21 protein-coding genes are annotated in these 21,530 nt (G+C 68.1%); 11 read left to right on the top strand and 10 right to left on the bottom strand.

The annotated features are described in order from the left end of the window. Positions 1–26: 26 nt before the first annotated feature. Complete coding sequence (locus MJQ72_RS34930) at positions 27–2,078, bottom strand: type IIA DNA topoisomerase subunit B (protein WP_240595343.1); 2,052 nt, start codon at positions 2,076–2,078, stop codon at positions 27–29. A 230-nt stretch (positions 2,079–2,308) separates the two neighbouring features. On the opposite strand from MJQ72_RS34930, the gene MJQ72_RS34925 reads away from it, so the two are divergent. Beyond that, complete coding sequence (locus MJQ72_RS34925) at positions 2,309–3,256, top strand: hypothetical protein (protein ID WP_240595342.1); 948 nt, start codon at positions 2,309–2,311, stop codon at positions 3,254–3,256. A gap of 78 nt (positions 3,257–3,334) precedes the next feature. Here the strand turns inward: MJQ72_RS34925 and MJQ72_RS34920 are convergent, their stop codons facing one another. Further along, positions 3,335–4,759 (bottom strand): glycoside hydrolase family 76 protein, encoded by a 1,425-nt coding sequence (locus tag MJQ72_RS34920; protein ID WP_240595341.1) that lies wholly within the window; start codon positions 4,757–4,759, stop codon positions 3,335–3,337. A 135-nt stretch (positions 4,760–4,894) separates the two neighbouring features. Between MJQ72_RS34920 and MJQ72_RS34915 the strand changes: the two genes are divergently transcribed. Both MJQ72_RS34915 and MJQ72_RS34910 read left to right on the top strand, forming a co-directional pair. Continuing rightward, positions 4,895–5,968, top strand: coding sequence for an LLM class flavin-dependent oxidoreductase (locus tag MJQ72_RS34915; RefSeq protein WP_240595340.1), 1,074 nt, complete (start codon positions 4,895–4,897; stop codon positions 5,966–5,968). Then, positions 5,965–6,546 carry an FMN reductase gene (locus MJQ72_RS34910; protein WP_240595339.1) on the top strand — a complete coding sequence of 194 codons (582 nt, stop codon included), beginning with the start codon at positions 5,965–5,967 and terminating at the stop codon, positions 6,544–6,546. The genes MJQ72_RS34915 and MJQ72_RS34910 overlap by 4 nt, the downstream gene beginning before the upstream one ends. 53 nt (positions 6,547–6,599) lie before the next feature. Here the strand turns inward: MJQ72_RS34910 and MJQ72_RS34905 are convergent, their stop codons facing one another. Beyond that, positions 6,600–6,941 (bottom strand): YciI family protein, encoded by a 342-nt coding sequence (locus MJQ72_RS34905; RefSeq protein ID WP_240595338.1) that lies wholly within the window; start codon positions 6,939–6,941, stop codon positions 6,600–6,602. Positions 6,942–7,073: 132 nt separating this feature from the next. Here MJQ72_RS34905 and MJQ72_RS34900 point away from each other — a divergent pair, with 132 nt between their 5' ends. From MJQ72_RS34900 to MJQ72_RS34890, 3 genes are all read left to right on the top strand, one after another. Next, complete coding sequence (locus MJQ72_RS34900) at positions 7,074–7,487, top strand: PGPGW domain-containing protein (RefSeq protein WP_240595337.1); 414 nt, start codon at positions 7,074–7,076, stop codon at positions 7,485–7,487. Between the two features lie 20 nt (positions 7,488–7,507). Then, on the top strand, positions 7,508–8,185 hold the full coding sequence (locus MJQ72_RS34895; RefSeq protein WP_240595336.1) for a TetR/AcrR family transcriptional regulator: 678 nt from the start codon (positions 7,508–7,510) through the stop codon (positions 8,183–8,185). Between the two features lie 86 nt (positions 8,186–8,271). After that, positions 8,272–9,129, top strand: a complete 858-nt coding sequence (locus MJQ72_RS34890) for an aldo/keto reductase family oxidoreductase (RefSeq protein ID WP_240595335.1) — start codon at positions 8,272–8,274, stop codon at positions 9,127–9,129. 59 nt (positions 9,130–9,188) lie between these two features. Here the strand turns inward: MJQ72_RS34890 and MJQ72_RS34885 are convergent, their stop codons facing one another. Further along, entirely contained in the window at positions 9,189–10,013 is an 825-nt protein-coding gene (locus MJQ72_RS34885) for an ABC transporter permease (protein WP_240595334.1), read from the bottom strand. Next, entirely contained in the window at positions 10,003–10,908 is a 906-nt protein-coding gene (locus MJQ72_RS34880) for an ABC transporter ATP-binding protein (RefSeq protein ID WP_240595333.1), read from the bottom strand. The genes MJQ72_RS34885 and MJQ72_RS34880 overlap by 11 nt, the downstream gene beginning before the upstream one ends. 156 nt (positions 10,909–11,064) lie before the next feature. On the opposite strand from MJQ72_RS34880, the gene MJQ72_RS34875 reads away from it, so the two are divergent. Further along, positions 11,065–11,523 carry a membrane protein gene (locus MJQ72_RS34875; RefSeq protein WP_037346056.1) on the top strand — a complete coding sequence of 153 codons (459 nt, stop codon included), beginning with the start codon at positions 11,065–11,067 and terminating at the stop codon, positions 11,521–11,523. 58 nt (positions 11,524–11,581) lie between these two features. Here the strand turns inward: MJQ72_RS34875 and MJQ72_RS34870 are convergent, their stop codons facing one another. Both MJQ72_RS34870 and MJQ72_RS34865 read right to left on the bottom strand, forming a co-directional pair. Further along, the gene (locus tag MJQ72_RS34870) at positions 11,582–11,968 is read right to left on the bottom strand and encodes a hypothetical protein (RefSeq protein ID WP_240595332.1); all 387 of its coding nucleotides are present in this window, start codon (positions 11,966–11,968) and stop codon (positions 11,582–11,584) included. Beyond that, positions 11,907–12,548 (bottom strand): hypothetical protein, encoded by a 642-nt coding sequence (locus tag MJQ72_RS34865; protein ID WP_396426899.1) that lies wholly within the window; start codon positions 12,546–12,548, stop codon positions 11,907–11,909. Before MJQ72_RS34865 ends, MJQ72_RS34870 begins: the two co-directional genes overlap by 62 nt. Positions 12,549–13,149: 601 nt before the next feature. On the opposite strand from MJQ72_RS34865, the gene MJQ72_RS34860 reads away from it, so the two are divergent. The 4 genes from MJQ72_RS34860 (at position 13,150) to MJQ72_RS34845 (ending at position 18,733) form a co-directional block, all read left to right on the top strand. After that, positions 13,150–15,762, top strand: coding sequence for a CHAT domain-containing protein (locus tag MJQ72_RS34860; protein ID WP_396426898.1), 2,613 nt, complete (start codon positions 13,150–13,152; stop codon positions 15,760–15,762). Between the two features lie 211 nt (positions 15,763–15,973). Further along, complete coding sequence (locus tag MJQ72_RS34855; RefSeq protein ID WP_016331699.1) at positions 15,974–16,489, top strand: lytic polysaccharide monooxygenase auxiliary activity family 9 protein; 516 nt, start codon at positions 15,974–15,976, stop codon at positions 16,487–16,489. 76 nt (positions 16,490–16,565) lie between these two features. Further along, a complete protein-coding gene (locus tag MJQ72_RS34850; protein ID WP_240595330.1) occupies positions 16,566–17,507 on the top strand; it encodes a DNA polymerase domain-containing protein in 942 nt (313 codons plus the stop codon). 71 nt (positions 17,508–17,578) lie between these two features. Beyond that, positions 17,579–18,733: a 4-hydroxybenzoate 3-monooxygenase gene (locus MJQ72_RS34845; RefSeq protein ID WP_240595329.1), complete on the top strand. Its 1,155-nt coding sequence runs from the start codon at positions 17,579–17,581 to the stop codon at positions 18,731–18,733. A 134-nt stretch (positions 18,734–18,867) separates the two neighbouring features. Here the strand turns inward: MJQ72_RS34845 and MJQ72_RS34840 are convergent, their stop codons facing one another. From MJQ72_RS34840 to MJQ72_RS34830, 3 genes are all read right to left on the bottom strand, one after another. Continuing rightward, positions 18,868–19,494, bottom strand: a complete 627-nt coding sequence (locus MJQ72_RS34840) for an AAA family ATPase (protein ID WP_240595328.1) — start codon at positions 19,492–19,494, stop codon at positions 18,868–18,870. A gap of 55 nt (positions 19,495–19,549) precedes the next feature. Beyond that, on the bottom strand, positions 19,550–20,215 hold the full coding sequence (locus MJQ72_RS34835) for a DUF998 domain-containing protein (protein WP_240595327.1): 666 nt from the start codon (positions 20,213–20,215) through the stop codon (positions 19,550–19,552). An 81-nt stretch (positions 20,216–20,296) separates the two neighbouring features. Continuing rightward, entirely contained in the window at positions 20,297–21,448 is a 1,152-nt protein-coding gene (locus MJQ72_RS34830; RefSeq protein ID WP_240595326.1) for a beta-ketoacyl synthase N-terminal-like domain-containing protein, read from the bottom strand. Positions 21,449–21,530 lie beyond the last annotated feature (82 nt).

Genomic DNA, 21,530 nt, shown 5'->3' with positions numbered 1-21,530 from the left:
TCAAAGCTCCTTGAATAGCAACGAAATCAGGCGTCGATGGCTTCGCGGTCGACCCGGTCGGAGGAGGCGACCAGCCAGTTGCGGCGCGGTTCGACCTTCTCGCCCATCAACAGTTCGAGCGCGTTCTCCGCGGCTTCGGCGTCGTCGATGGTGATCCGGCGGACCGCGCGGGTGGCCGGGTTCATCGTGGTGTCCCAGAGTTCCTCGGCGTCCATCTCGCCGAGACCCTTGAACCGCTGAACCGGGGTGACGATCTGCTTGCCCGCCCGCTCCAGCTCCGCGAACTTGGTCTCCATCTCCTTCTGGGTGAAGGTGAAGTGGGACTCCGGGTTGCGGCCCTTGGTGACCAGTTTGTGCAGCGGCGGCATCGCGGCGTAGAGCCTGCCGTCCTCGATGACCGGCCGCATGTACTTGGCGAACAGGGTGATCAGCAGCGTGCGGATATGCGAACCGTCGACATCCGCGTCGGCCATCAGGATCACCCGGCCGTAGCGCATGGTCGACAGGTCGAACGTGCGCCCGCTGCCCGCGCCGAGCACCTGCACGATGGAGGCGATCTCGGCGTTCTTCAAGGTGTCGCCGAGCGACGCCTTCTGGACGTTGAGGATCTTGCCGCGCAAGGGAAGCAGCGCCTGGTACTCCGAGACGCGCGCCATCCGCGCCGAACCGAGCGCGCTGTCACCCTCGACGAGGAACAGCTCGCTGCGGGAGACGCCGGTGGTGCGGCAATCGACCAGCTTCGGCGGCATGGCCGCGCCTTCGAGCGCGGTCTTGCGCCGGGCCGCGTCCTTCTGCTGCTTCTGGGTGAGCCGGACGCGTGCCGCGTCGACCACCTTCTGCAGCACGATCTTCGCCTCGGACTTGGTCTTGCGCTCTTCGGTCCAGGCGCGGATGTGCTTGTCCACGACGCCCTGGATGACGCGGGTGATGCCCGCGGTGGACAGCTCGTCCTTGGTCTGCGAGGTGAACTGGGGCTCCGGCAGCCGGACGTGGACGACCGCCGTCATCCCTTCGAGCACGTCCTCGACGGTCGGCATGTCCTCCTTGGGCTTGAGCAGCCCACGGGTCTTGGAAATGGCGTCCTGCAAGGCTTTCAGCACCGCGCGGTCGAAACCGCGGCGATGCGTGCCGCCGTGCACGTTGCGGATGGTGTTGGTGAAGCACTCCACCGTGCGCTCGTAGCCGGTGCCCCAGCGCAGCGCGACCTCGACCTCCGCGTGACGCACCACATTGGACTGCATGACACCGCTGGCGTCGGCCGCGTTCTCCTTGTACGTGCCCTCGCCGTTGATGATCAGCGTGCCGCAGACGGGTTTTTCGCTGTCCGGGGCGAGGAAGTCGACCATGTCGGCGAGGCCGTTGGGGAAGTGGAAGGTCTCTTCGCTGATCGAGTCGTCGACCGCGGTGCGCAGGACGTACGTGACGCCGGGGACCAGGAACGCGGTGTTGCGCATCTTCGCGCGGACACCTTCGACGTCGAGCGCGGCGCCGCTTTCGAAGTAGCGCGCGTCGTACCAGTACCGGATCGACGTGCCGGAGCGCTCGCCGCGCTTCATCTTGCCGGTGATGTTCAGCCCGGACTTGCGGGTGAACTTGGCCTTCGGGCCGGGCCCGTCGAACACGCCGGGGACGCCGTGCGCGAACGACATCTGGTGGACCTTGCCGCTCTGCTTCACCGTGACGTCGAAGCGGTGCGACAGCGCGTTCACCGCCGAGGCGCCCACACCGTGCAGGCCACCGGAGGTCTTGTAGCCCGAGCCGCCGAACTTGCCGCCCGCGTGCAGCCTGGTCAGCACGAGCTCGACACCGGACAAACCGGATTTGGCGTGCGTACCGGTGGGGATGCCGCGGCCGTCGTCGTCGACCTGGACGCTGCCGTCGGCGTGCAGGGTGACCACGATCTTCGTGGCGTGACCCGCCACACCCTCGTCGGTCGAGTTGTCCACGACCTCGGAGAACAGGTGGTTGATACCGCGGCTGTCGGTGGAGCCGATGTACATACCGGGGCGCTTGCGGACCGCTTCCAGACCCTCGAGATGCGTCAGGTCGTCGGCCCCGTACAGGGTCTCAGCAGTCACTGGGTACTTCTCCTGGAGTCGTGGCTCGCGAACTAGCTCGTGGAGGTGGTGTTCAACGCGACACCGTACTGGAGGATATCCGCCCCCTACGACAGCTTCGGCCTCCCGAGCCCCCGGTGTGGCGCATCACGCCGTCCCGATGGCCGGGTCACGGCTGGGGAAAGCGGCTTCCTCAGTGCTCGGATGAGGCGTTATCGTTTCCGGTGTCACAGGGTGACGGGGGGAACAAGGTGGCCGTCGGAACCGGTCCCACACGTGTCTCGACCGCGCGGCGCGTCGTGAGTCTCTGGTATTTCGTGGTGGTCGTCGGGTCGCTCGGACTGCTCGCGCCGCTACCGTTCGTGCACGCGGCGATCCGGCTGCGCCGCACGTTCGTGGTGCTGTACGTCTTCCTCTACGGTGCGGTCTCCTATGGGCTGCTCTACCTGCTCTCCCTCGAGGAAACGGACGGTTCGGTCGGGACGGGCTTGGCCCTCTCGTGGTTCTTCGGCACGATCCTGTTGATCACCGTGTCCTGTGTCCACCTCGCGCTGTTGCGGAAGAAGATCCTCTATCCGCCGCCGGTGGCGTGGGTCGAGTCCGGCATGCACTGCGGGCTGTTCTCGATCGACATCGCCGGTTTCGGCCAGGTCGGACGCAGCAGCGAGATCTTCGTGCAGGTCCGGCGGATGCTCTTCGGCCTGCTCGCCGAAGCCTTCGAGACCAGCGGGATCGCCTGGGACGCCTGCCTGAAGCGGGACACCGGCGACGGCATGATCGTCGTGGTCCCGCCGCATTTCCCGAAGTTCCGCCTGGTGTACCCGCTGCTCTCCCGGCTGACCGCGGAACTGGCCAGGTACAACGTCGTCACCGAGACCGGCCTGCGGATCCGGGTGCGCGTGGCGATCCACGCCGGCGAGATCGCGCTCGACGAGTACGGCGTGACGGGGCGGCCGAAGGTGCTGCTCGCCCGGCTGCTGGACTCGCGGGTGCTGCGGGACGCGCTCGCCGAAGCGCCGGACGAGTCGCCCGTGGTGGTGCTCGTGTCGGACCGGTTCCACGAGGACGTCCAGGACCAGGGCGGCCCCGGTCTCGACACGATGAGCTACCGGCAGGTGCTCGTGCACGAGAAGGAGACCGAGGTCCGCGCCTGGCTGCACGTCCCGGATCCGGTGGACGGGGCCGGTTGGCGGAGCTGAAGATGGATCTCGGAATCGACCGAACGCGAACCCGCCCTGCCGACGTCGATCGCGGTCGCGGGTTCGCCGACAGGCGGATCAGAGGGCTGCCGTGAGGACCTCCAGCGCGCTGTGCTGACGGGCGGCGTCGATCTTGTCGACCGACCCCGCCCAGCGCAGGCCGTGCTGGTCGAGCGACGTGCGGTTGGCCGCGATCGTCGAGTTCGCTTGGCGCGTCAGGTAAGCGCGGTACGGCCTGCCCGCCAGCGCCCGGTCCAGCTCGCCGAGACCTCTCGCGTACGCGCCCTTGAACGACGGTCCGTCGGCGCCGCAGTCGCCGGACTCGCAGGGGTCGCGCAGGATCCCGTTCGAGTGCAGGAGCGACGTCGTGGTGGAGGCGTCCGCGAGCCGCCTGGCCGTGGTGAGCAGGGCGGCGTCACCGGTCGCGCGATGCAGTTCGACCAGTGCGCCGAGGACGATTCCCTGGTTGTAACTCCAGACGGGCTGGCCGTTGTTGGCGCAGGAGGCGTTCAGGCCGTCGTTGACCAGGGCGCTGCCGTTGATCATGCCGCTCGCGCGGAACCAGTCCCAGACCTCGCGTGCCCGCGCGAGCTGGCGTGTGTCGCCGGGAAGGCGGTTGTGCAGTGACGCGGCCACCTTGACGTACAGCTCGTTGGTGACGGCGTTCTTGTACGTCTTCGCCGTCGACCACCAGAGCCCGCCGCCGCAGGTCCCGTCGCGGTAGGAGTACATGTAGTCCGCCGCGATGACGGCGGTGTCGAGGTAGCGGCGGTCCTTGGTCAAGTCGTAGGCGCGGATCCAGGCGAGCGCCCACCAGCCGGTGTCGTCGATGTATTCGTTGGTGAAGTTGTTCCCGCGGTTGCGGTCGAAGGTGTTGCCGATGGCGTAGCGGTAGTTCTGCGAACCGGTTCGCGTGCTGTAGTCGAGGATCGCGGTCAGCGCGTTCGCGGAGTTCCACCAGCCCGTGGTCTGCCAGAGTCCGGTGCCGTTGTCGTAGAACTGCATCAGCGCGGTGGCCGCGGCCTCGGCGCGGGAGTTGGCGGCGACCGTGGTGCGGAACCACGGCGTACAGGCGATTTCCGGCCGGTTGCCCGCCTTTCCGCAGGCGCGCAGGGCGCCGAAACGGTGGGTGGCGGGGTCGTCGACGTTGAACATCAGCGTGCGCCAGCCGCGGTGACCGGACGGGATCTTCGTGTCGCCGATCCGGCTGTCGCCCGCCCACGTGCGGCCGCCGTCGAAGGAGCGGTCGAGCCAGACCTCGTCGCCGGGGTCGCCGTTGCCGATGCTGCCCCAGCCCATGTTGTCGCCGTCGCTGAGATGCAGCGTGATGGCGCGGCCCCAGACGGACGCGGTGCCGGGTCTTCTTTCTCCGACGGCCAGTGCGGGGTCGCGGCTGTCGCAGTATTTGGCGCAGATCGTCGCCGCGACAGCGGGTTCGGGAGTGGTGGTGGCCGGCGTGAGGGTGAATGTCAACGTTGTCACAAGCAGGGAGGTGAGCCACATGGATTCGAGTGTGGGTGCGGTCACTTCCGGGGCCGATCAAGTCACCCTTTCAGCTCGCGCCGATGGTCTGGAATACTTCTTGCGCGCGTGAGGTTGAACGCTCAAGCAACGTAACCCCGGCCCAGGGAGCAGGTCATGCAGTTCGGAATCTTCACGGTGGGCGATGTGACGACCGACCCGACCACCGGGGAGGCGCCCAGCGAGTACGAGCGGATCAAGGCGATGGTGCGCATCGCGCTCAAGGCCGAAGAAGTCGGCCTCGACGTCTTCGCGACCGGCGAGCACCACAACCCGCCCTTCGTGCCGTCTTCGCCGACGACGATGCTCGGCTACGTCGCCGCGCAGACGTCGAAGATCATTCTTTCCACCTCGACCACGCTGATCACCACGAACGACCCGGTGAAGATCGCCGAGGACTTCGCGATGCTGCAGCATCTCGCCGACGGCCGCGTCGACCTGATGATGGGGCGCGGCAACACCGGTCCGGTGTACCCGTGGTTCGGGCAGGACATCCGCCAGGGCATTCCGCTGGCCATCGAGAACTACCACCTGCTGCACCGGTTGTGGCGCGAGGACGTGGTCAGCTGGTCCGGCAAGTTCCGGACGCCGCTGCAGGAGTTCACCTCGACGCCGCGGCCGCTCGACGGTGTCCCGCCGTTCGTGTGGCACGGTTCGATCCGCAGCCCGGAGATCGCGGAACAGGCCGCCTACTACGGCGACGGGTTCTTCGCGAACCACATCTTCTGGCCGAAGGAGCATTTCCAGGCGCTGATCAACCTGTATCGCGAGCGGTACGAGCACTACGGGCACGGCAAGGCGGACCAGGCCATCGTCGGACTGGGCGGTCAGGTGTTCCTGCGGCCCAAGTCGCAGGACGCGGTGCGGGAGTTCCGGCCGTACTTCGACAACGCGCCGGTGTACGGGCACGGGCCGTCGCTGGAGGAGTTCACCGAGCAGACGCCGCTGACCGTCGGCAGCCCGCAAGAGGTGATCGACAAGACGCTGACCTTCCGTGAGCACTTCGGCGACTACCAGCGCCAGCTGTTCCTGATGGACCACGCCGGACTGCCGCTGAAGACCGTGCTGGAACAGCTCGACCTGCTGGGCGAGCACGTGATCCCGGTGCTGCGCAAGGAACTCGACTCGCTTCGCCCGGCGCATGTGCCCGAGGCGCCCACTCACGCTTCTCGGTTGGAGGTCTTGGCATGACGACGATCGCAGTGGTGACCGCGGGGCTGAGCCGGCCGTCCTCGACGCGGCTGCTCGCCGACAAACTGGCCGCGGCGGTTTCCGTCGCGCTGCCGGACGTGAAGATCGAGGTGATCGAACTCCGCGATCTGGCCGTCGATGTCACGAAGAACATGCTGACCGGGTTTCCGTCCCCGGCCCTGCGCGCGGCCATCGACACGGTGACCGCCGCGGACGGCCTGATCGCCGTGACGCCGGTGTTCACCGCGTCGTACAGCGGACTGTTCAAGTCGTTCTTCGACGTGCTGGACCAGAAGGCGCTCGACGGGAAGCCGGTGCTGATCGGCGCCACCGGCGGGACCGAACGGCATTCGCTGGTGCTCGACTTCGCGCTGCGTCCGCTCTTCGCCTACCTTCGCGCCGAGCCTGTCTCGACGGCGGTGTACGCGGCTTCGTCGGACTGGGCGTCTCCGGGTGATCTCGACAAGCGGGCGTCGCGGGCCGGGCGAGAGCTCGCATCCCGGCTGTCGGCGGAGGGTGCCGAGGCGGCTCCGGAGAGCGGGTTCGTGCCGTTCGAGCAGCTGCTGGCCGGTGGGTGATCTCGTGAGTGGCGAGGATGGTTAGAACCGTCCTCGCCACTCACGAGGCGCGTTCAGGGGGTCGGCCAGATCGGTCGGATCTCGATGGTCGCGAACTTCGCGACCGGATGCTTCGACACGACCTCGATCGCCTCGTCGAGATCGGCGCACTCGATCAGGTCGTAGCCGAGGATCTGTTCCTTCGTCTCCGCGAACGGCCCGTCCGAGACGAGCAGTTCGCCGTCGCGGTGGCGCACGGTGGTCGCGGTGGCCGCCGACCGGAGCCTGCTGCCGGACAACCGCACTCCGCGAGCGGTCATCTCGTCGACCCATTCCTGTGTCCGCTCGTCCAGCGGGTCTTCGCAGTCGTCCGCACCGGGGAACGGTGTCCCGCAGATCAGCAACATGTAGCGCATCAAATCCTCCTTGGGCTGGACTGTTCATCACCCCGACGAACGGTCTCGTCCGAAACAGACCATGCCAGGACCAGCGCTTTTCCGTCTCGCCCGGCACAATCGACGGAAAGCGGCGACGGCGAGGAGACGACGGTGGGCATCGGAAAACCCGTGAAACAGGCCCTGATCCTGATCGCGGGCATCATCCTGCTGGCGGTCGGTATCGCGCTGCTCGTGCTGCCGGGGCCCGGGTTGCTGCTGGTGCTCGCGGGCCTGCTCGTGCTGGCCTCGGAGTTCCCCGCCGTGGAGAAGTACGTCGATCCGATCCGCGACAGGGCGATGAAGGCGGCCGAGGACAGCGTTTCGTCTCCGTTGCGGATCGCGGGTTCGGTGCTGGCGGGGCTCGGGTTGCTGGCCGCGGGGGTCGTGTGGGGAGTCGTGCCCGGCCTGCCGCTCGGCGGCTGGAGCACCGGGTCGAGCCTGATCCTTTCCGGCCTCATCCTGTTCGCGTTGCTGATCTGGAGCTACAAACGGGTTCAGGCGCGGAGGGCCGCGAAGGCCGAATAACAGCCGGGTGGTCTGGTACCGTGCGCCGCGTGGTCCTCGACTTCCAGCGCGCACGGCGGCCGGAACAGGTCGAGGCCCGGCGCGCGGCGATCCTCGGCGTGGCGCGCGAACTCCTGGCCGAGCGGCCCGTCTCCCGGATCAGCCTGCGTGAACTGAGCGATCGGGTGGGCCTGGCGAAGTCGAACGTGCTGCGGTATTTCGACAGCCGGGAGGCGATCTTCCTGGAGGTCCTGGACTCGGTCTGGGTCTCGTGGCTCGACGAACTCGAAGGCGAGCTGAGCGCCCTCGACGGCCCCGGCTACGAGCGAGTCGCGACCGTCATCGCGACGTCGCTCTCGCGGCAGCGCCTGCTGTGCGAGCTGATCAGCACGATGGCCGCGGTACTGGAACGCAACATCTCCGTGGAGACCGCCCGGACGTTCAAGACGCGGGCCGGCGAACGGACCGAACGGCTCGCCGAGGTCGTCCGGACCCAGGTCCCGCTGGACGCCGAAGCGGCCGTGTACTTCGCGAAGGCCGTCTTCATCCTCGTCGCGGGGCTGTGGCCGTACGCGAATCCAGGCGAGGCCGTGGCGACGGTCCTGGCCGAACGCGGGGCGCCCTCCGGCCCCGCGATGTTCGTCGACGGGCTGACCGAAGGGCTGGCGAACCAGCTGGTCGGCCTGGCTGTTCGTGCAGGTCAGCGCCCCGAGTGGTAGCAAAGGTCCCTTGCTCCCTTCCCGCACGCGCCGGGGCGGCCGACCCTGCATAAGGTGAGCGGAACCCACTTGCACAAGGAGCGACCATGAGCCCAGGCGGCACCCTCTCCCTCGGCGACCTCACCGTGAGCCGGATGGGCTACGGCGCCATGCGGCTGTCCGGCCCCGGCATCTGGGGGCCGCCGGGCGACCGCGACGCCGCGATCGCCGTCCTCCGCGAGGCGGTCGAGCTCGGCGTCACCCACATCGACACGAGCGACTTCTACGGCCCGCACACGACCAACGAGCTGATCCGCGAGGCCCTGCATCCGTACCCGGACGAGCTGCACATCGTCACGAAGGTCGGCGCGAAGCGGTCCGCGGACAAGGGCTGGCCGTCGGCGCTCTCGAAGGAGGAGCTGACCTCCGCGGTCCACGACAACCTGCGCAACCTCGGCCTCGACGTCCTCGACGTGGTCAACCTGCGGCTCGCGGGGGAGCACGGCGTCTTCCCGATCCCGGTCTCGATCACGGAGCCGTTCGAGGTGCTCGCCGAGCTTCAGCAGCAGGGCCTGATCCGGCACCTCGGCCTGAGCCACGTGTCGGCGGAGCAGGTCAAGGAAGCGCGCGCCATCGCGCCGGTCGTCTGCGTGCAGAACGAGTACAACGTCGCGAACCGCGCCAACGACGGGCTCCTCGACGCCCTCGCGGCCATCAACATCCCGTTCGTGCCGTACTTCCCGCTCGGCGGGTTCACGCCGCTGCAATCCGGCGTGCTCGACGACTGCGCCCGTCGGGTCGGCGCGACGCCGATGCAGGTCGCGCTCGCGTGGCTGCTCCAGCGGTCGCCGAACATCCTGCTGATCCCGGGCACGTCCTCGCCGGCGCACCTGCGTGAGAACGTCGCCGCCGCGGACCTCGAACTGCCCGCGGACGTGCTGGCTGACCTGGACGCCCTCGCCTAGCCGTCCGTGAGGGCCTCCTTCACTACCTTCAGGGTAGGGAAGGAGGCCCTCACGGACTTTCAGAGGACATCCCGGCGCCGCAGCAGCCAGCCGCCGAGACCGGCGAAGACCACCAGGTAGCCCGCCACCACCAGCGTCGCCTGCGAGGCACTCACGAGTTCCCCGACACCCGGCGTCGCGCCCGAAGCGCCGAGCGACGCCGCCAATGAACCGGCGTTGGCTCCCGGCAGCGCCAGCTGGAGCGTGCCGACCCAGTCCACCAGCGGGGCCGCGACCCCGAACAGCAGGTTCTGCACCACCAGCAGCCACACCAGGCCGAGCCCGATCGGCAGCGCCACCCCGCGCATCGCGATGGCGAGCGCCGCGCCGAGTGCCGCCCACGTCATCGCGATCAGCCAGCCCGCGCCGACCCCGGTCAGCAGTGAGCCGAACGACGGCCAGTTCATCGGCTCGCCTTCCGAAGAGGCGATGAGCGCGCTCGTGATCGCGCCGGTCGCGAAACTCGTCAGCACGACGGTCAGCGACGCGACGGCCAGCGCGAACAACTTTCCACTGTAGACGGTCAGCCGTGAAGGTCCTTGCGTCAGCACGGTCTTCCACGTGCTCCAGCCGTATTCGGTGCCGACGGCCAGTACCCCGAGCACGAGCAGGATGGCCCCGAGGAACACCGGCAGCCCGCCGATCGCGTTGCCGACCAGGTTGGACGGCAGGGTCGAGGCCAGTCCGCGATCCGTACCGGGAGCTCCGCTCGACGAGCCCGCCGCGCCCGCGAGCGGCAGCAGATAGGTGAAGGTCAGGCCGAGCGCGACGGCGATCCCCAGCATGAACCAGTTCGCCGGACGCCGGACGAGTTTCGCCAGCTCGGCGGTGCAGCTACCCCACATGACCTGCCACCTCTCCGGTGAGCTCGAAGAAGACCTGTTCCAGATCCCGTTCGCGGACGTGCAGTTCACGCACCGCGATCCCTTCCGTGACGAGTTCGCGGTTCAGCCACGCCGCGCGTTCCGGGTCGACGGTCAGATCGAGACCGGTCCCGCTCTCGCGCACGTTCTCCGCGCCGATCCAGCGCCGCACCAGGCCGGCGGTGCGCACGATCTCGTCGGACTCGATGTGCAGCACCGTGCCGCCGCGGAGTTCGGCCACCGTGTTCTCCGCGACCAGCCGCCCGCGTGAGACGACGCCGACGCGGTCGCAGACCTGCTGGACCTCGCCGAGCAGATGGCTCGACAGCAGCACGGTGCAGCCCTCCGCGCCGAGCCGCCGGATCAGCACCCGCATGTCGGCCATGCCTGCCGGGTCGAGCCCGTTGGTGGGCTCGTCGAGGATCAGCAGCCGCGGGTCCTTCAGCAATGCCGCCGCGACACCGAGCCGCTGCTTCATGCCGAGGGAGTAGGTGGAGTACCGGTCCTTGCCGCGATCGGCGAGGTCGACCATCGCGAGCACCTCGCCGACGCGGAGCGGATCCGTTCCGCTGTAGCGGGCCAGCACCTTGAGGTTGTCCGCACCGGACAGGTACGGGTAGAACCCCGGCGATTCGATCAGGGCGCCGACCCCATCGAGGTCACCGCGGTCGCCGGGCGGCCTGCCGAACAGCCGGACGCTGCCGGAAGTCGGCCGGACGAGGCCCAGCAGCATTCGCAACGTCGTCGTCTTGCCCGCGCCGTTCGGGCCGAGGAAACCGTAGATCTCGCCGGGCAGCACGGTCAGTTTCATCCGGTCGACGGCGAGTTGCTCGCCGTACCGTTTCGTGAGTTCGTCTGTGTCCACGGGAAGGTTCATGGTGACGAATGGTGTCGCGGGGGAGGCCTTCGCCACATCCGTTCACGGGCGGCACTCCGCGTACGTCGCCGGACGTAGCCGGATGGCCGGAATCCTGCGACATCTGTCGAAAACACCGGTACCGGACACCGAGGTGACGATCATAGGCTCGGCGGCGTGTCGAAAATCCTCTTGATCCTCCACGTGCTCGCCGCCGTCATCGCGGTCGGCCCGGTCACCGTCGCGGCGAGCATGTTCCCCGCGGCGGCGCGAAAGGCCTTCGCCGAACCGGGTTCCGGGTTGTCCGTCCTGCGCGCGCTCAACCGGATCTGCCGTGTCTACGCGATCTTCGGTATCGCGGTGCCGTTCTTCGGGCTGGCGACGGCGGGCAGCATGCGGGTCTTCGGCGACGCGTGGGTGATCGTGTCGATCGTGCTCACCGCGGCCGCCGCCGGTGTGCTGGCGTTGCTGGTGCTGCCCGGGCAGAACGCGATCCTCGCCGCGCTGGACGCGGAGCCGCCGTCGGCGCCGGTCACGGCGGGCCGGGTGGCGATGTACACCGGGATGTTCAATCTGCTGTGGGCCGTGGTGACGGTGCTGATGATCGTGCGGCCCGGCTCGACCACCGGTGCCTGAAAGCCTCGTGAGTGGCGAGGACGGTTCTAACCGTCCTCGCCACTCACGAGGCTTTTGGTCAGGCGCTCAGCAGTTGGTTGAAGAACGACCGGTAGCGGCGAAGCGCGATCCGGAGGTCTTCGGTCGCCGGTTCGCCCTGGCTCCACGCGGATTCCAGTTCCTTCTTGTGGTCCGCGAAGGTCGTGGCCAGGTTCTGGATCACCATCGCGACGAGTTCGTCGGCCTCCTTGACCGCTCGCCGCGGATCGTCCACAAAGGCCGTCTGGATGCCTTGCCAGCTCTCGCGGAACCGCTCGACGTCGACGTTCTCGAACAACGTCTGCGCGTCGTCTTCGCCGGCGTGCTGGGAATCGGTGGCCACCAGGTCCTCGGTACCCAAGGCGTCAGTGGTCCGATCCTCGTCGAGCCGTTCCGTTCCCTCGGTCTCCAGTGGCCTGCTTTCCATGGCTCTCCGCTCCTTCGCCGGCGTCGGTCAACAGATCTTCGAACACTTCGCGGTAGTGCTTCATCGCTTCTCGCATGTCCTCTGTGGACATTTCGGATTCCTGGTGACGCACCAAGGTGTCATGTCCGGCGCGGTAATGCCGCAACGCGTTCGCGTGCCGGACGGACAGATCCGCGAGCTGCTGGTCGTACCCCTCGGTCGGGTAGCCGCGCTCGGCCATCAGTGAGACCAGCACCCGGTCCGCCTCGACGACGGCGCCGGACGGCCGGTCGACGAACTGTTCCTGGATCAGCGCCCATTCCTGCGCGTACCGGTCCTTTGTGGTCGCCGGCAACGGCCGGATGTCGAGATCCGAATGCCGTTTCACTCGCGACGAAAGCTCACGTTCGGCTTCCCGCGGGCTTTCGTGTTCCTTGACGGCCCGGTCGTATTCGGGTCCGAACGTCTCCCGCAATCGCCGCCTGCGCCGTCCTTCGATGACGAACCAAACGGCCGCTCCCGCCACCAGGATCGCGGCGATGACGATGATGATGACCAACCACGTTGGCATCGTTATCTCCTCCGGATATTCGCCGGTCATCCCCCGACAGGCGGTGAGTTCCCCGCTTTCCGGGCCGGAAACCCTTGTGTCGCAAGAAGTTTTGGATCTTAGGCCGGATGGCGCAGTGAAATGATCTTTCCCGGGTCGCTTCGTGGGCGCCGCGGAGCCCATTGGGCCGAGATCGTGAGGCTCGCTAACCAGGAGTCCCTCTTATGGGTGCCGCCGATGACTCAGTGTAGGTAAAAGCTCCCGATCATTGCTCCGTTGTGGCACTATTGCCCCGTTCGCAGGAAGAGGGCCTGCGAACAGAGGGGGGCCGCCGTAATGGGGCTGCCTGGTAAGACAAAAAAGATCATCAGGGGAGGAGATCGTCAAATGTCGACGCCTACGGATGTCAAGGACCCCATCGGCGAGGAGGAGCCGGTCGACCCGGCTCAGCCCAAGCCCGACCAGGGAGAACACCAGCACGGCCCCGATTGTGAGCACCAGAACGAACGGGTCCGCGATTGCCCGGGCGGATGCGCTCAGACGCCGCCGCCGACTCCTTGAGCAATGCTCCTGGCTGAAGATGTGCGCCCGTCACCCGGTTTTGAACCGGTGGCGGGCGACTCTCGGCTACGGAGTGTGCTGTCATAGATCAGTGGCGGTAACACTGCTCGATCAAATCGAGGTCATTCGCAAGGCGCGCGAACTCCAGCGCGCCGGTATCGATGCCGCGTGTTCGGCCCGTCAACGCGAAGGAATCCTTCTGCTTCGCCGGGGCATGGCGTTGCTCGATTCCATCCATCCGGTCGCCGAACAGATGAGGCACGACTGGCTCGCCGCCCGGATCCGGCTGGCTTCCAGTATCGCGACCGTAGGGTCGGAGACCAGCGGTGGCGTCGCATCCGGTCTCGCCGGTCTGGACGACGTGCGACTGTTGCTGAAAGCGGTGGACGACCCCCGTCTCTACGCGGAATTACGCGGGCAGCTCGACCACAATTACGGACTCCTGCTCATGGCGGTGGGCCGGAACGAGGAAAGCACGGCGTATTTCGACTCGTCCCTGGAGCACAAAGAGGCCGCGCTCGGCATGGAGAAGGATCCCTCGACGTCGCTCGACCCTTATTTGGGCACGCTGACCACCCGAGGGCTCGCGTACACCAGGCTCGGCGACGTACGGCGGGCGAGGCGAGACCTCGTCAGCGCCGTGGAACTCGCGGAACGAAACGGCCTGCGGGCACAGGCCGCGGACGTCCGCCGCCCACTGGGCACGCTCGAACTCCGCGTCGGGAACGTGCCCGCCGCGCTGCGGCTCTACGAGGAGAGCGAGCGGATCTATCGCTCGCTCGATCTGGACATCCCGCCGCTGCTGAGGTGGGAGCGGGCCGAAGCGCTGTTGACCGCCGGCCTCGCCGAAGAGGCGGGAGCTCATCTCGACGAGATCCTGCCGGTGATGCTGGAACAGCGGAGTATCACCAGGGACCTGGGCGGGGTGGAGTTGTTCCGCGCGTCCGCGGCGCTGATGACCGATGATCTGGAACTCGCGCGGACCTACGCCGCTTCGGCCCGGCGCCGCACGCTCCGCTGGGGCTGCCAGACCTGCGTCGCCAACGCGACCATCGTCGGCCTCCGCGCCGACGTGCAGGAAGCCTTGCGCACCAACGAAATCCCGCCCACCCTGACGTCGCGCGCGCTGCGTGCGGCGAACGGGATGCCGATGCCGAGGCTCGCCGACCAGGCCGCGCTGGCGCGGATGCTGGCCGTCCGGGTCGAGCTGCGAAAGGGAAAGCGTAAACGCGCCGCCGAGCTGCTCGCGCGGATTCCGCAGCCGGGGCGGTTGACTTCCGTCGATTACCGGATGCTGCGCAGGCTTTGCCGCGCGGAACTCGCGGTGGCCGAGGGGGACAAGACCAAGGCGCTGGCGGAGATCCGGGCCGGGCTCACCGAACTCGACCGCGTCCGCGACCGGATGGGCGGCATCGAGCTGGTGTCCGGTACGGCGCTGCACGGCCGGGAGCTGGCGGATCTGGCCGTCAAGATCGTGCTGGAACGCGCCGACGCGGCCCGGCTGTTCGGCTGGACGGAGCGGACCCGGGCGCAAAGTTACCGGTACGAACCAGTTGTCGCGTCCGATCCGGACCTCGCCGAGCGGGTCGGCGAGGTCCGGGGGCTCGATCAGGCGATCCACCAGGCGCAGCACGAGGGGCATCCGACGGCGGCCTTGCGGACGAAGCACGCCGAGCGGTTGCGTGAGGCGCATCGGCTCGGCTGGCACACGGGTCGCTGGGGCAGGCCCCGGCCGGTCGCGCGGCTCGCGGAGGTCGCGGAGGAGCTGGGCGAGCGCGCGCTGGTGAGTTTCGCGTCGTCGGGGGACGACCTGGTGGCGATGGTCGTCGTCGACGGGCGGTGCGAGCTGGTGCGGCTCGGTTCGGCCGAGCGGGCGGCGGAGTCCGCGCGGATGCTGAACATCGATCTCGACGCCCTCGCACCGGATCGGCTGCCGGCGCCCCTGGTCCAGTCGGTGCTCGGTTCGGCGCGGAAACAGGCCGAACGGCTGGACACCCAGCTGATCCGGCCGCTCGAAGCACTGCTCGGGGAGCGCGGCCTGATCGTCGTGCCGACCGGCCCGTTGTTCGCCGTCCCGTGGGGAGTGCTGCCCGCCCTGCGGTCGCGGCCGATCGTCGTCGCCCCGTCGGCGACGGCATGGCTGGGGGCGGCGCGGTCGGCCGTGTCACGCGCGCGGAAGGTCGTTCTCGTCCGCGGCCCCGGCCTCGTCGGGACGCGAGGTGAGCTGGACAAGCTCGCGATGCATTACCGGACCGCGCGGACGCTGGCCGGTGCCGACGCGACCGTGTCCTCCGTTCTGCGCGCGCTGGACGGGGCGAAGCTCGCGCATATCGCCGCGCACGGCGCGCACGAGCCCGAGAACGCCTTGTTCTCCCGGCTGGAATTGGCCGACGGCGCGCTCTTCGCCCACGAGATGGCCGGGCTGGCGCAGCCGCCGTCGCAGGTCGTCTTCGCGGCGTGCGAACTGGCGCTGAACCGGATCCGGCCCGGCGACGAGGTCCTCGGTTTCGCCAGCGCGTTGCTCGCGAGCGGTTCGCGGACGGTGATCGCGCCGTTGAGCCGAGTCGGTGACGAGGCCGCGGCGGCCGCGATGGACGATTACCACCGCGGTCTCGCGGGAGGGGCCGGACCGGCCACCGCCTTGGCGGACACCATCGCCGTTGATCCGTTCCGGCGACCGTTCGTCTGTTTGGGTGCGGGCTGATCGTCCGGCTTGACAACCCCTGTTCGATCTTCACGACTCCAAGTGCCCGGTTGGTTACTCTTGACCGAGTCGTCTGAACCAATTATGGTCTAGACCACATTCGCCTGCTCGGCGCTTCGGCGGATGTGTCCCGACCTTCATTGGTATTTCGCTCGCTGTGACCCAGCAATCTCGAGTCCGCGGTGGGTGTAGAGATGGGAAAGGGGAAGGCATGAGCTTCAAACGACGGCTTCTGACCCTGGCGGCCGGTGCGGCGATGGTGCCGGCGGCCCTGGTCGCGATCCCGGCGGGCACCGCCAGCGCGCACGGCTACGTTTCCTCGCCTGCGAGCAGGCAGGCGCAATGCGCACAGAACACCGTTTCCTGTGGCTCCATCAAATGGGAGCCGCAAAGTGTCGAGGGCCCCAAGGGTCTCATGAGCTGCAACGGCGGCGTCGGCCGTTTCGCGGACCTCAACGACGACAGCAAGGGCTGGAAGGTGCATTCCCTCGGCCGTACCACCACGTTCCGGTGGACGCTGACGGCTCGCCACCGCACCAGCACTTGGGAGTACTTCGTCGACGGTGCCAAGGTCGCCAGCTTCAACGACGGCGGCGCGCAGCCGGGCGCCACGGTCACCCACAGCGTGAACCTGCAGCAGAGCGGACGGCACAAGATCCTCGCCCGCTGGAACGTGTACGACACGGCGAACGCGTTCTACGCCTGCATCGACGCCAACATCAGCTAGGAGTGGGGCTCGTGAGTGGTAATGACGGTTCTAACCGTCATTACCACTCACGAGGCTTTTGTGTCAGGCTCGTCCCATGTGCGAACGGGACGGCGTCAAGCTGACCAATCTCGACCAGCCCTTGTTCGAGGGCGCGACGAAACGCGACCTCGTGGATTATCTGGACGCCGTCGCGGACCGCCTCGTCCCGGCGCTGGCGAACAGGCCGCTTTCGGTGATCCGCATCCTGCGCGGCCAGGACCCGTTCATGCAGAAGAACCTGCCCAAGTACACGCCCGACTGGGTGAAGCGGTACGGGATATGGGCGGAGACGTCGAAGCGGCAAGTGTCGTACGCGCTCTGCGACGACCGCCGCACGCTGCTGTGGTTCGCGAACCAGCGCGCCGTCGAATACCACCCGACGCTGATGACCGCGGACGCCGACGCGGGGCCGACCCATCTCGTGCTGGATCTGGATCCGCCCGCCGGCGACGATTTCGCACATGTCGTGAAGGCCGCGGTGCTGGTGCGCCAGGCGCTGGCCGAGTCCGGTCTCGTCGGAACCGTGAAGACCAGCGGTTCCAAGGGAGTGCACATCTTCGTCCCGCTGGTACCCGGGCAAGGCTTCGAAGACGTCGCGGCCGCGACCCGCGCGCTCGCCGCCCGCGCCGAGCGGCTCGATCCGTCGATCGCGACGACCGCGTACATCGTGGAAGACCGCGAGGGCAAGGTGTACCTCGATCCGACGCGGGCGGGCGGGAACACGGTCGCGGCGGCGTACAGCCCACGGCTGCGGCCGGGGCTGACGGTGTCGTTCCCGGTGTCCTGGGACGAGCTCGAAAACGTGGTTCCCGCCGATTTCACCGTGCACACGGCGCCCGGCCTCCTGGGCGGCAAGGATCCGTGGGCCGAGTCGATGCCCCAGCCGCAGACGCTGCCCGCCGACCTCGTCGAACAGGGCCACACGATCCCGATCGCGCGGGTCGTGGCGATGCACGAAGGGAAGCGCCGGGCGAGGGCCCGCGACAAGAAGGACTGAACACCCACGGCGTCACGGCTTTTTGTGTACCTTGGACCGCCTGGGGGCGGGCGAAGGTACTGGGGGCTTTCGTGGGAAAGATCGATGCCGACGTGCTGATCGTGGGGGCCGGTCCGGCCGGGCTCGTGCTGGGGAACCTGTTGCGGGCCGCCGGAATCGACTGCCTGATCCTCGAACGGCAAAGCCGTGCGCATGTCGAAAACCGGGCGCGGGCGGGTTTTCTCGCCGCGAACAGTGTCCGTGTGCTCACCGAGAACGGGCTCGCCGCCGGGCTGATCGAGAAGGGCGCGAGGCACGACACTTGCGCCTTTCGCAATGATCAAGCCGAATTCGAGCTCAAGTACAGCGAACTCGGGAACGGCGAGGTGCACACCGTTTACCCGCAACAGTTCCTGGTCACCGACCTGATCGCGGAATTCCTCGCCCGCGGCGGCGAGATCAGGTTCGGCACCGAGGTGTCGTCGGTGTCGGGGATGGACGCGACGGTCATCGCCGATGATCTTCTGTTGCGTGCCAAGTACATCGCCGGCTGCGACGGCAGGCGCGGGGTATCGCTGAGATCCGTCCCCGCGCGCGTCTTCCGCCGGGACCACGACATCTCGTGGCTCGCGATCCTCGCCGAGGCGCCGCCGAGCATGTCCGCGATCGGCTACGCGATCCACGAACGGGGCTTCGCCGGGCATATGGCGAGGACGCCGACGGTGACGCGCTATTACCTCGAAGTCCCGCGCGGCGAGGATCCGGAGGACTGGGGAGACGACCGGATCTGGGACGAGCTGCACGTGCGGATGCGCTCGGACCGCTATGGCGAGCTCAAACGCGGCGCCATCATCGAGCGCCGGATCGTGGACATGGCCTCGCGCGTGATGGACACGATCCAGCGGGGCAACCTGTTCCTCGCGGGCGACGCGGCGAGCCTCATCAGCCCCGCCGCCGCGAAGGGCGCGAATCTCGCGCTGATGGAGGCCGAGATCCTCGCGCACGCGTTGATCAAAGCCCACACCGAGAGCGATACGACGGCGCTCGATCGCTACTCCGCCGACTGCCTGCCGCGGATCTGGCGTGCGCAGGAGTTCTCGCTCTGGATGATCAATCTCCTGCACGGCCCCGCCGGATACGGCGACGAGGCCGTCTTCCAGCGGGCGCTGCGGGACGCACGGCTGGAGAGCCTGCGGGTTTCCCGCGCGCATCAAGACTTCTTCGCCGAAAACTACGTCGGCATCTGAACCGGACGCTCGTCGCGTCCGTATTCCGGTGAAGAGGGAAAGGACGAACGACGATGCCGGTACGTATTCGCTGGACGCCGTTGAACCCGCACCCGAACCGTCCCGCGCCCGCCGATGAACCCGAGCCGGAACCGCTAGCCCGCGCGGACCGTGTGTGCCGCGGGCCGCTCGACGCGGAGGAGCCGGACGTCGCCTGAGCGGTGTCTTCCCGGCTCCTCCTCGGTGACGAAGCGCAGCGCCCCGGTGACCTCGCGGGTCACCATCCGCGCGCTGTGCCAGCCCGCCGGGACCCAGCCTTCGCGCAGGGCGCGGCGGACCTTCTCGGCCCTTTTGACATGGCGGGCGAACGAGTGCCGCCGGATGACCCGCCCGCGCGCGACTTGGCCCGCGCGGGCGTCCTCCGGCGCCACGTCGAGCCACAGCAACCGCACCGGGCGGCGGCTCAGCAGGCCGAGCAGGGCCAGCAGACCGCGGGTGGTGGCCCTGGTCGACGGTTCGTGCACGACGAGCGGGCCGCCGTCCGCCAGCGCGGAGCGGACGACCCGCGCGCGATGCCACAGGTGGACCAGCGGCCGGTAGATCCGGTACGGCAGCGCGGGCGGCAGCCGTTCGCGCAGCCGCGCGCGGACCTGGTCGGAATCGAGCACCGGTAGCGCGCCGGTCGCCGCCCGGGACAGGAGGGTGGTCTTGCCCGCCCCGGGAATCCCCGCCACCACCAGCAGGTCGCGACGGCCGAGCCGGAGTGCGATGCGATCGGTCATAAGGCCTCAACGACCCGGCCGAGGACAAAGGTTCCTTTACCTTGATCGGCACAGGTCAGGCCGTCACCCGCGTCCCCGGCAGCGCGGTCTTGTCCGGAAGGAGCGTCCCGCCCTTGGTGAGCCACGCGACACCGAACGCCAGGATCGCCACCGACTCCAGCCACAGCGCCGGGTAGAGGTCCTTCGTCAGGTCGTCGAACACCAGCCCGCACAGCACGATCAGCGCCAGGCACACCAGCATGATCACACCCGACGCGACGTACAGCCGGTTCCGTTCGGGTTTGCGGGCGCCGGGGATCTCCTTGTCCGACTTGGTGAACAGCACGATGCAGAAGAACGCCAAGGTGAGGAAGAAGACCGCGGCGAAACCGAGGTGCAGCAGGCCGACGATCTCGTCCGTGCGGTCGCCGTTCGCCGGTGTCGTGGGGAAGAGCGCCACCCCGACGGCGGCCACCGCCGCGATGTTCCCGGCGATGTCGTCGACCCGGCCGTAACCCCGATAGGACAACAGGAAGACGCCGATGGCGCACATGACGCCGACCCAGACGTCACGCATTCCCGAGTAGTAGTAGCCGCTGATCGAATTGAGCAGGCCACCGCCGTCGACGACCATCTTCCCGAAGACCAGCACGAAGGGCAGCCCGATCCCGAGGAAACCTATGGCGCGCCGCAAGAACAGGTAGTTGTGGACGAGGTTGTCGGATGCCGTTCGCGGGCTCATGGTCGCCTCCGTGCGCAGTGCTTGTCGCTAGATAATGACAGTTCGTGACGACGGTGGGACCGTGTGTTATCGAAATGGTCGCTAGACGGTTTCCAGTACGACAGCCGCGACGTAACCGCCCATCCCGATCGACGTCTTGACGGTGAGCCCGCCTTCCGGCCGGGAGGGTCCGTCCATCAGCTGCGGATGCCCGTCCGCCACCGGTTTCGGCGCCGGCACCAGATCCCGCTCGGCCGCGAGGCAGATCGCCGCGATCTCGGTCAGCGCGCTGCCCGACTGGCTGTGCCCGGTCAGCGGTTTGATCGAGTAGATCTCGGTCTCGCGCGGGAAGACCGCTTCGAGGATCTGGGATTCCGTGCGGTGGCAGAGTTTCGTGCCCGTGCCGTGCGCGTTCAGGTAGTGGACGTCCGACGGTGCGGCGGACGCGTTGTCCAACGCGCTGGTCACCGCCTCGATCGCGTTCGTCGAATCGGGGTCGAGCGCCATCGCGTTGTGCGCTTCATGGGTCATCGCGCCGCCTCGCAGCGTCGCGTACGAGTCGGTCTTCCGCTGGGTCAGCACCACCGCGACCGCGGCCTCGGAGAAGGTGAAACCCTTTGTGCCCTCTTGGAAAGGACGGCAGGCTTCGAGCGGGGGCACGTCGGTGATCGCCACCCCGCAGTGCACGAAGTTGCGCACCATCGGCCTGGTCGCGGACAGATCGGTGGTGACCACGACGACGTCGTCGGCCATGTCCGCGTCCAGCCACATCTTCGCGGTGAGCACGGCGGCGCTGCCGGTCGCGCACATGGCGGACGTGGCCATCGAGGGGCCGTGGAAGCCGAACTCCGACATCAGCGTGGCGATCGGGGTCGAGGGCATCATGCCGATGAACTCGCGCCGGTACATGAGCTGTTCGCCGAGTTCGGTGAGCCGGTCCCAGGTGCGCAGATCCTCGCGGACCCCGCCGGAGATGACCCCGACCCGGCGTCCCGGTGTCCAGCCTCGCGAGCCGGCGTCCTCGATCGCCTCCCTGGCCGCGGCCAGCAGGGCGCGGGCGTGCAGGCTGCCGTCCCTCGCCTTGCCGCCCTCGGGGACATGCGCGACCCAGCCGGGCAGATCCGGGGTCTCCCCGAAGCCATCGGTGAACTGGGCGCAGGGGACGCCGCTCGCCAGGCCCTCCCACAATGCTTCGCGCCCCCAGCCGTAGGCGGTTACGGCGCCGATGCCGCAGATGTCTGTTTTGCTCCGCACGTGTTTCCCTTCAACTACATTCAGTCAACGCTGGGGTGGAATAGCCGCACCGATCAGCTGTCCGGGGAGGACGGCTACGTCG

This window comes from Amycolatopsis sp. EV170708-02-1 (genome assembly GCF_022479115.1).
Classification (GTDB): Bacteria; Actinomycetota; Actinomycetes; order Mycobacteriales; family Pseudonocardiaceae; genus Amycolatopsis.
Note: the sequence above shows the minus strand (reverse complement) of the source record. Positions and strands in the feature narration are given on the sequence as shown.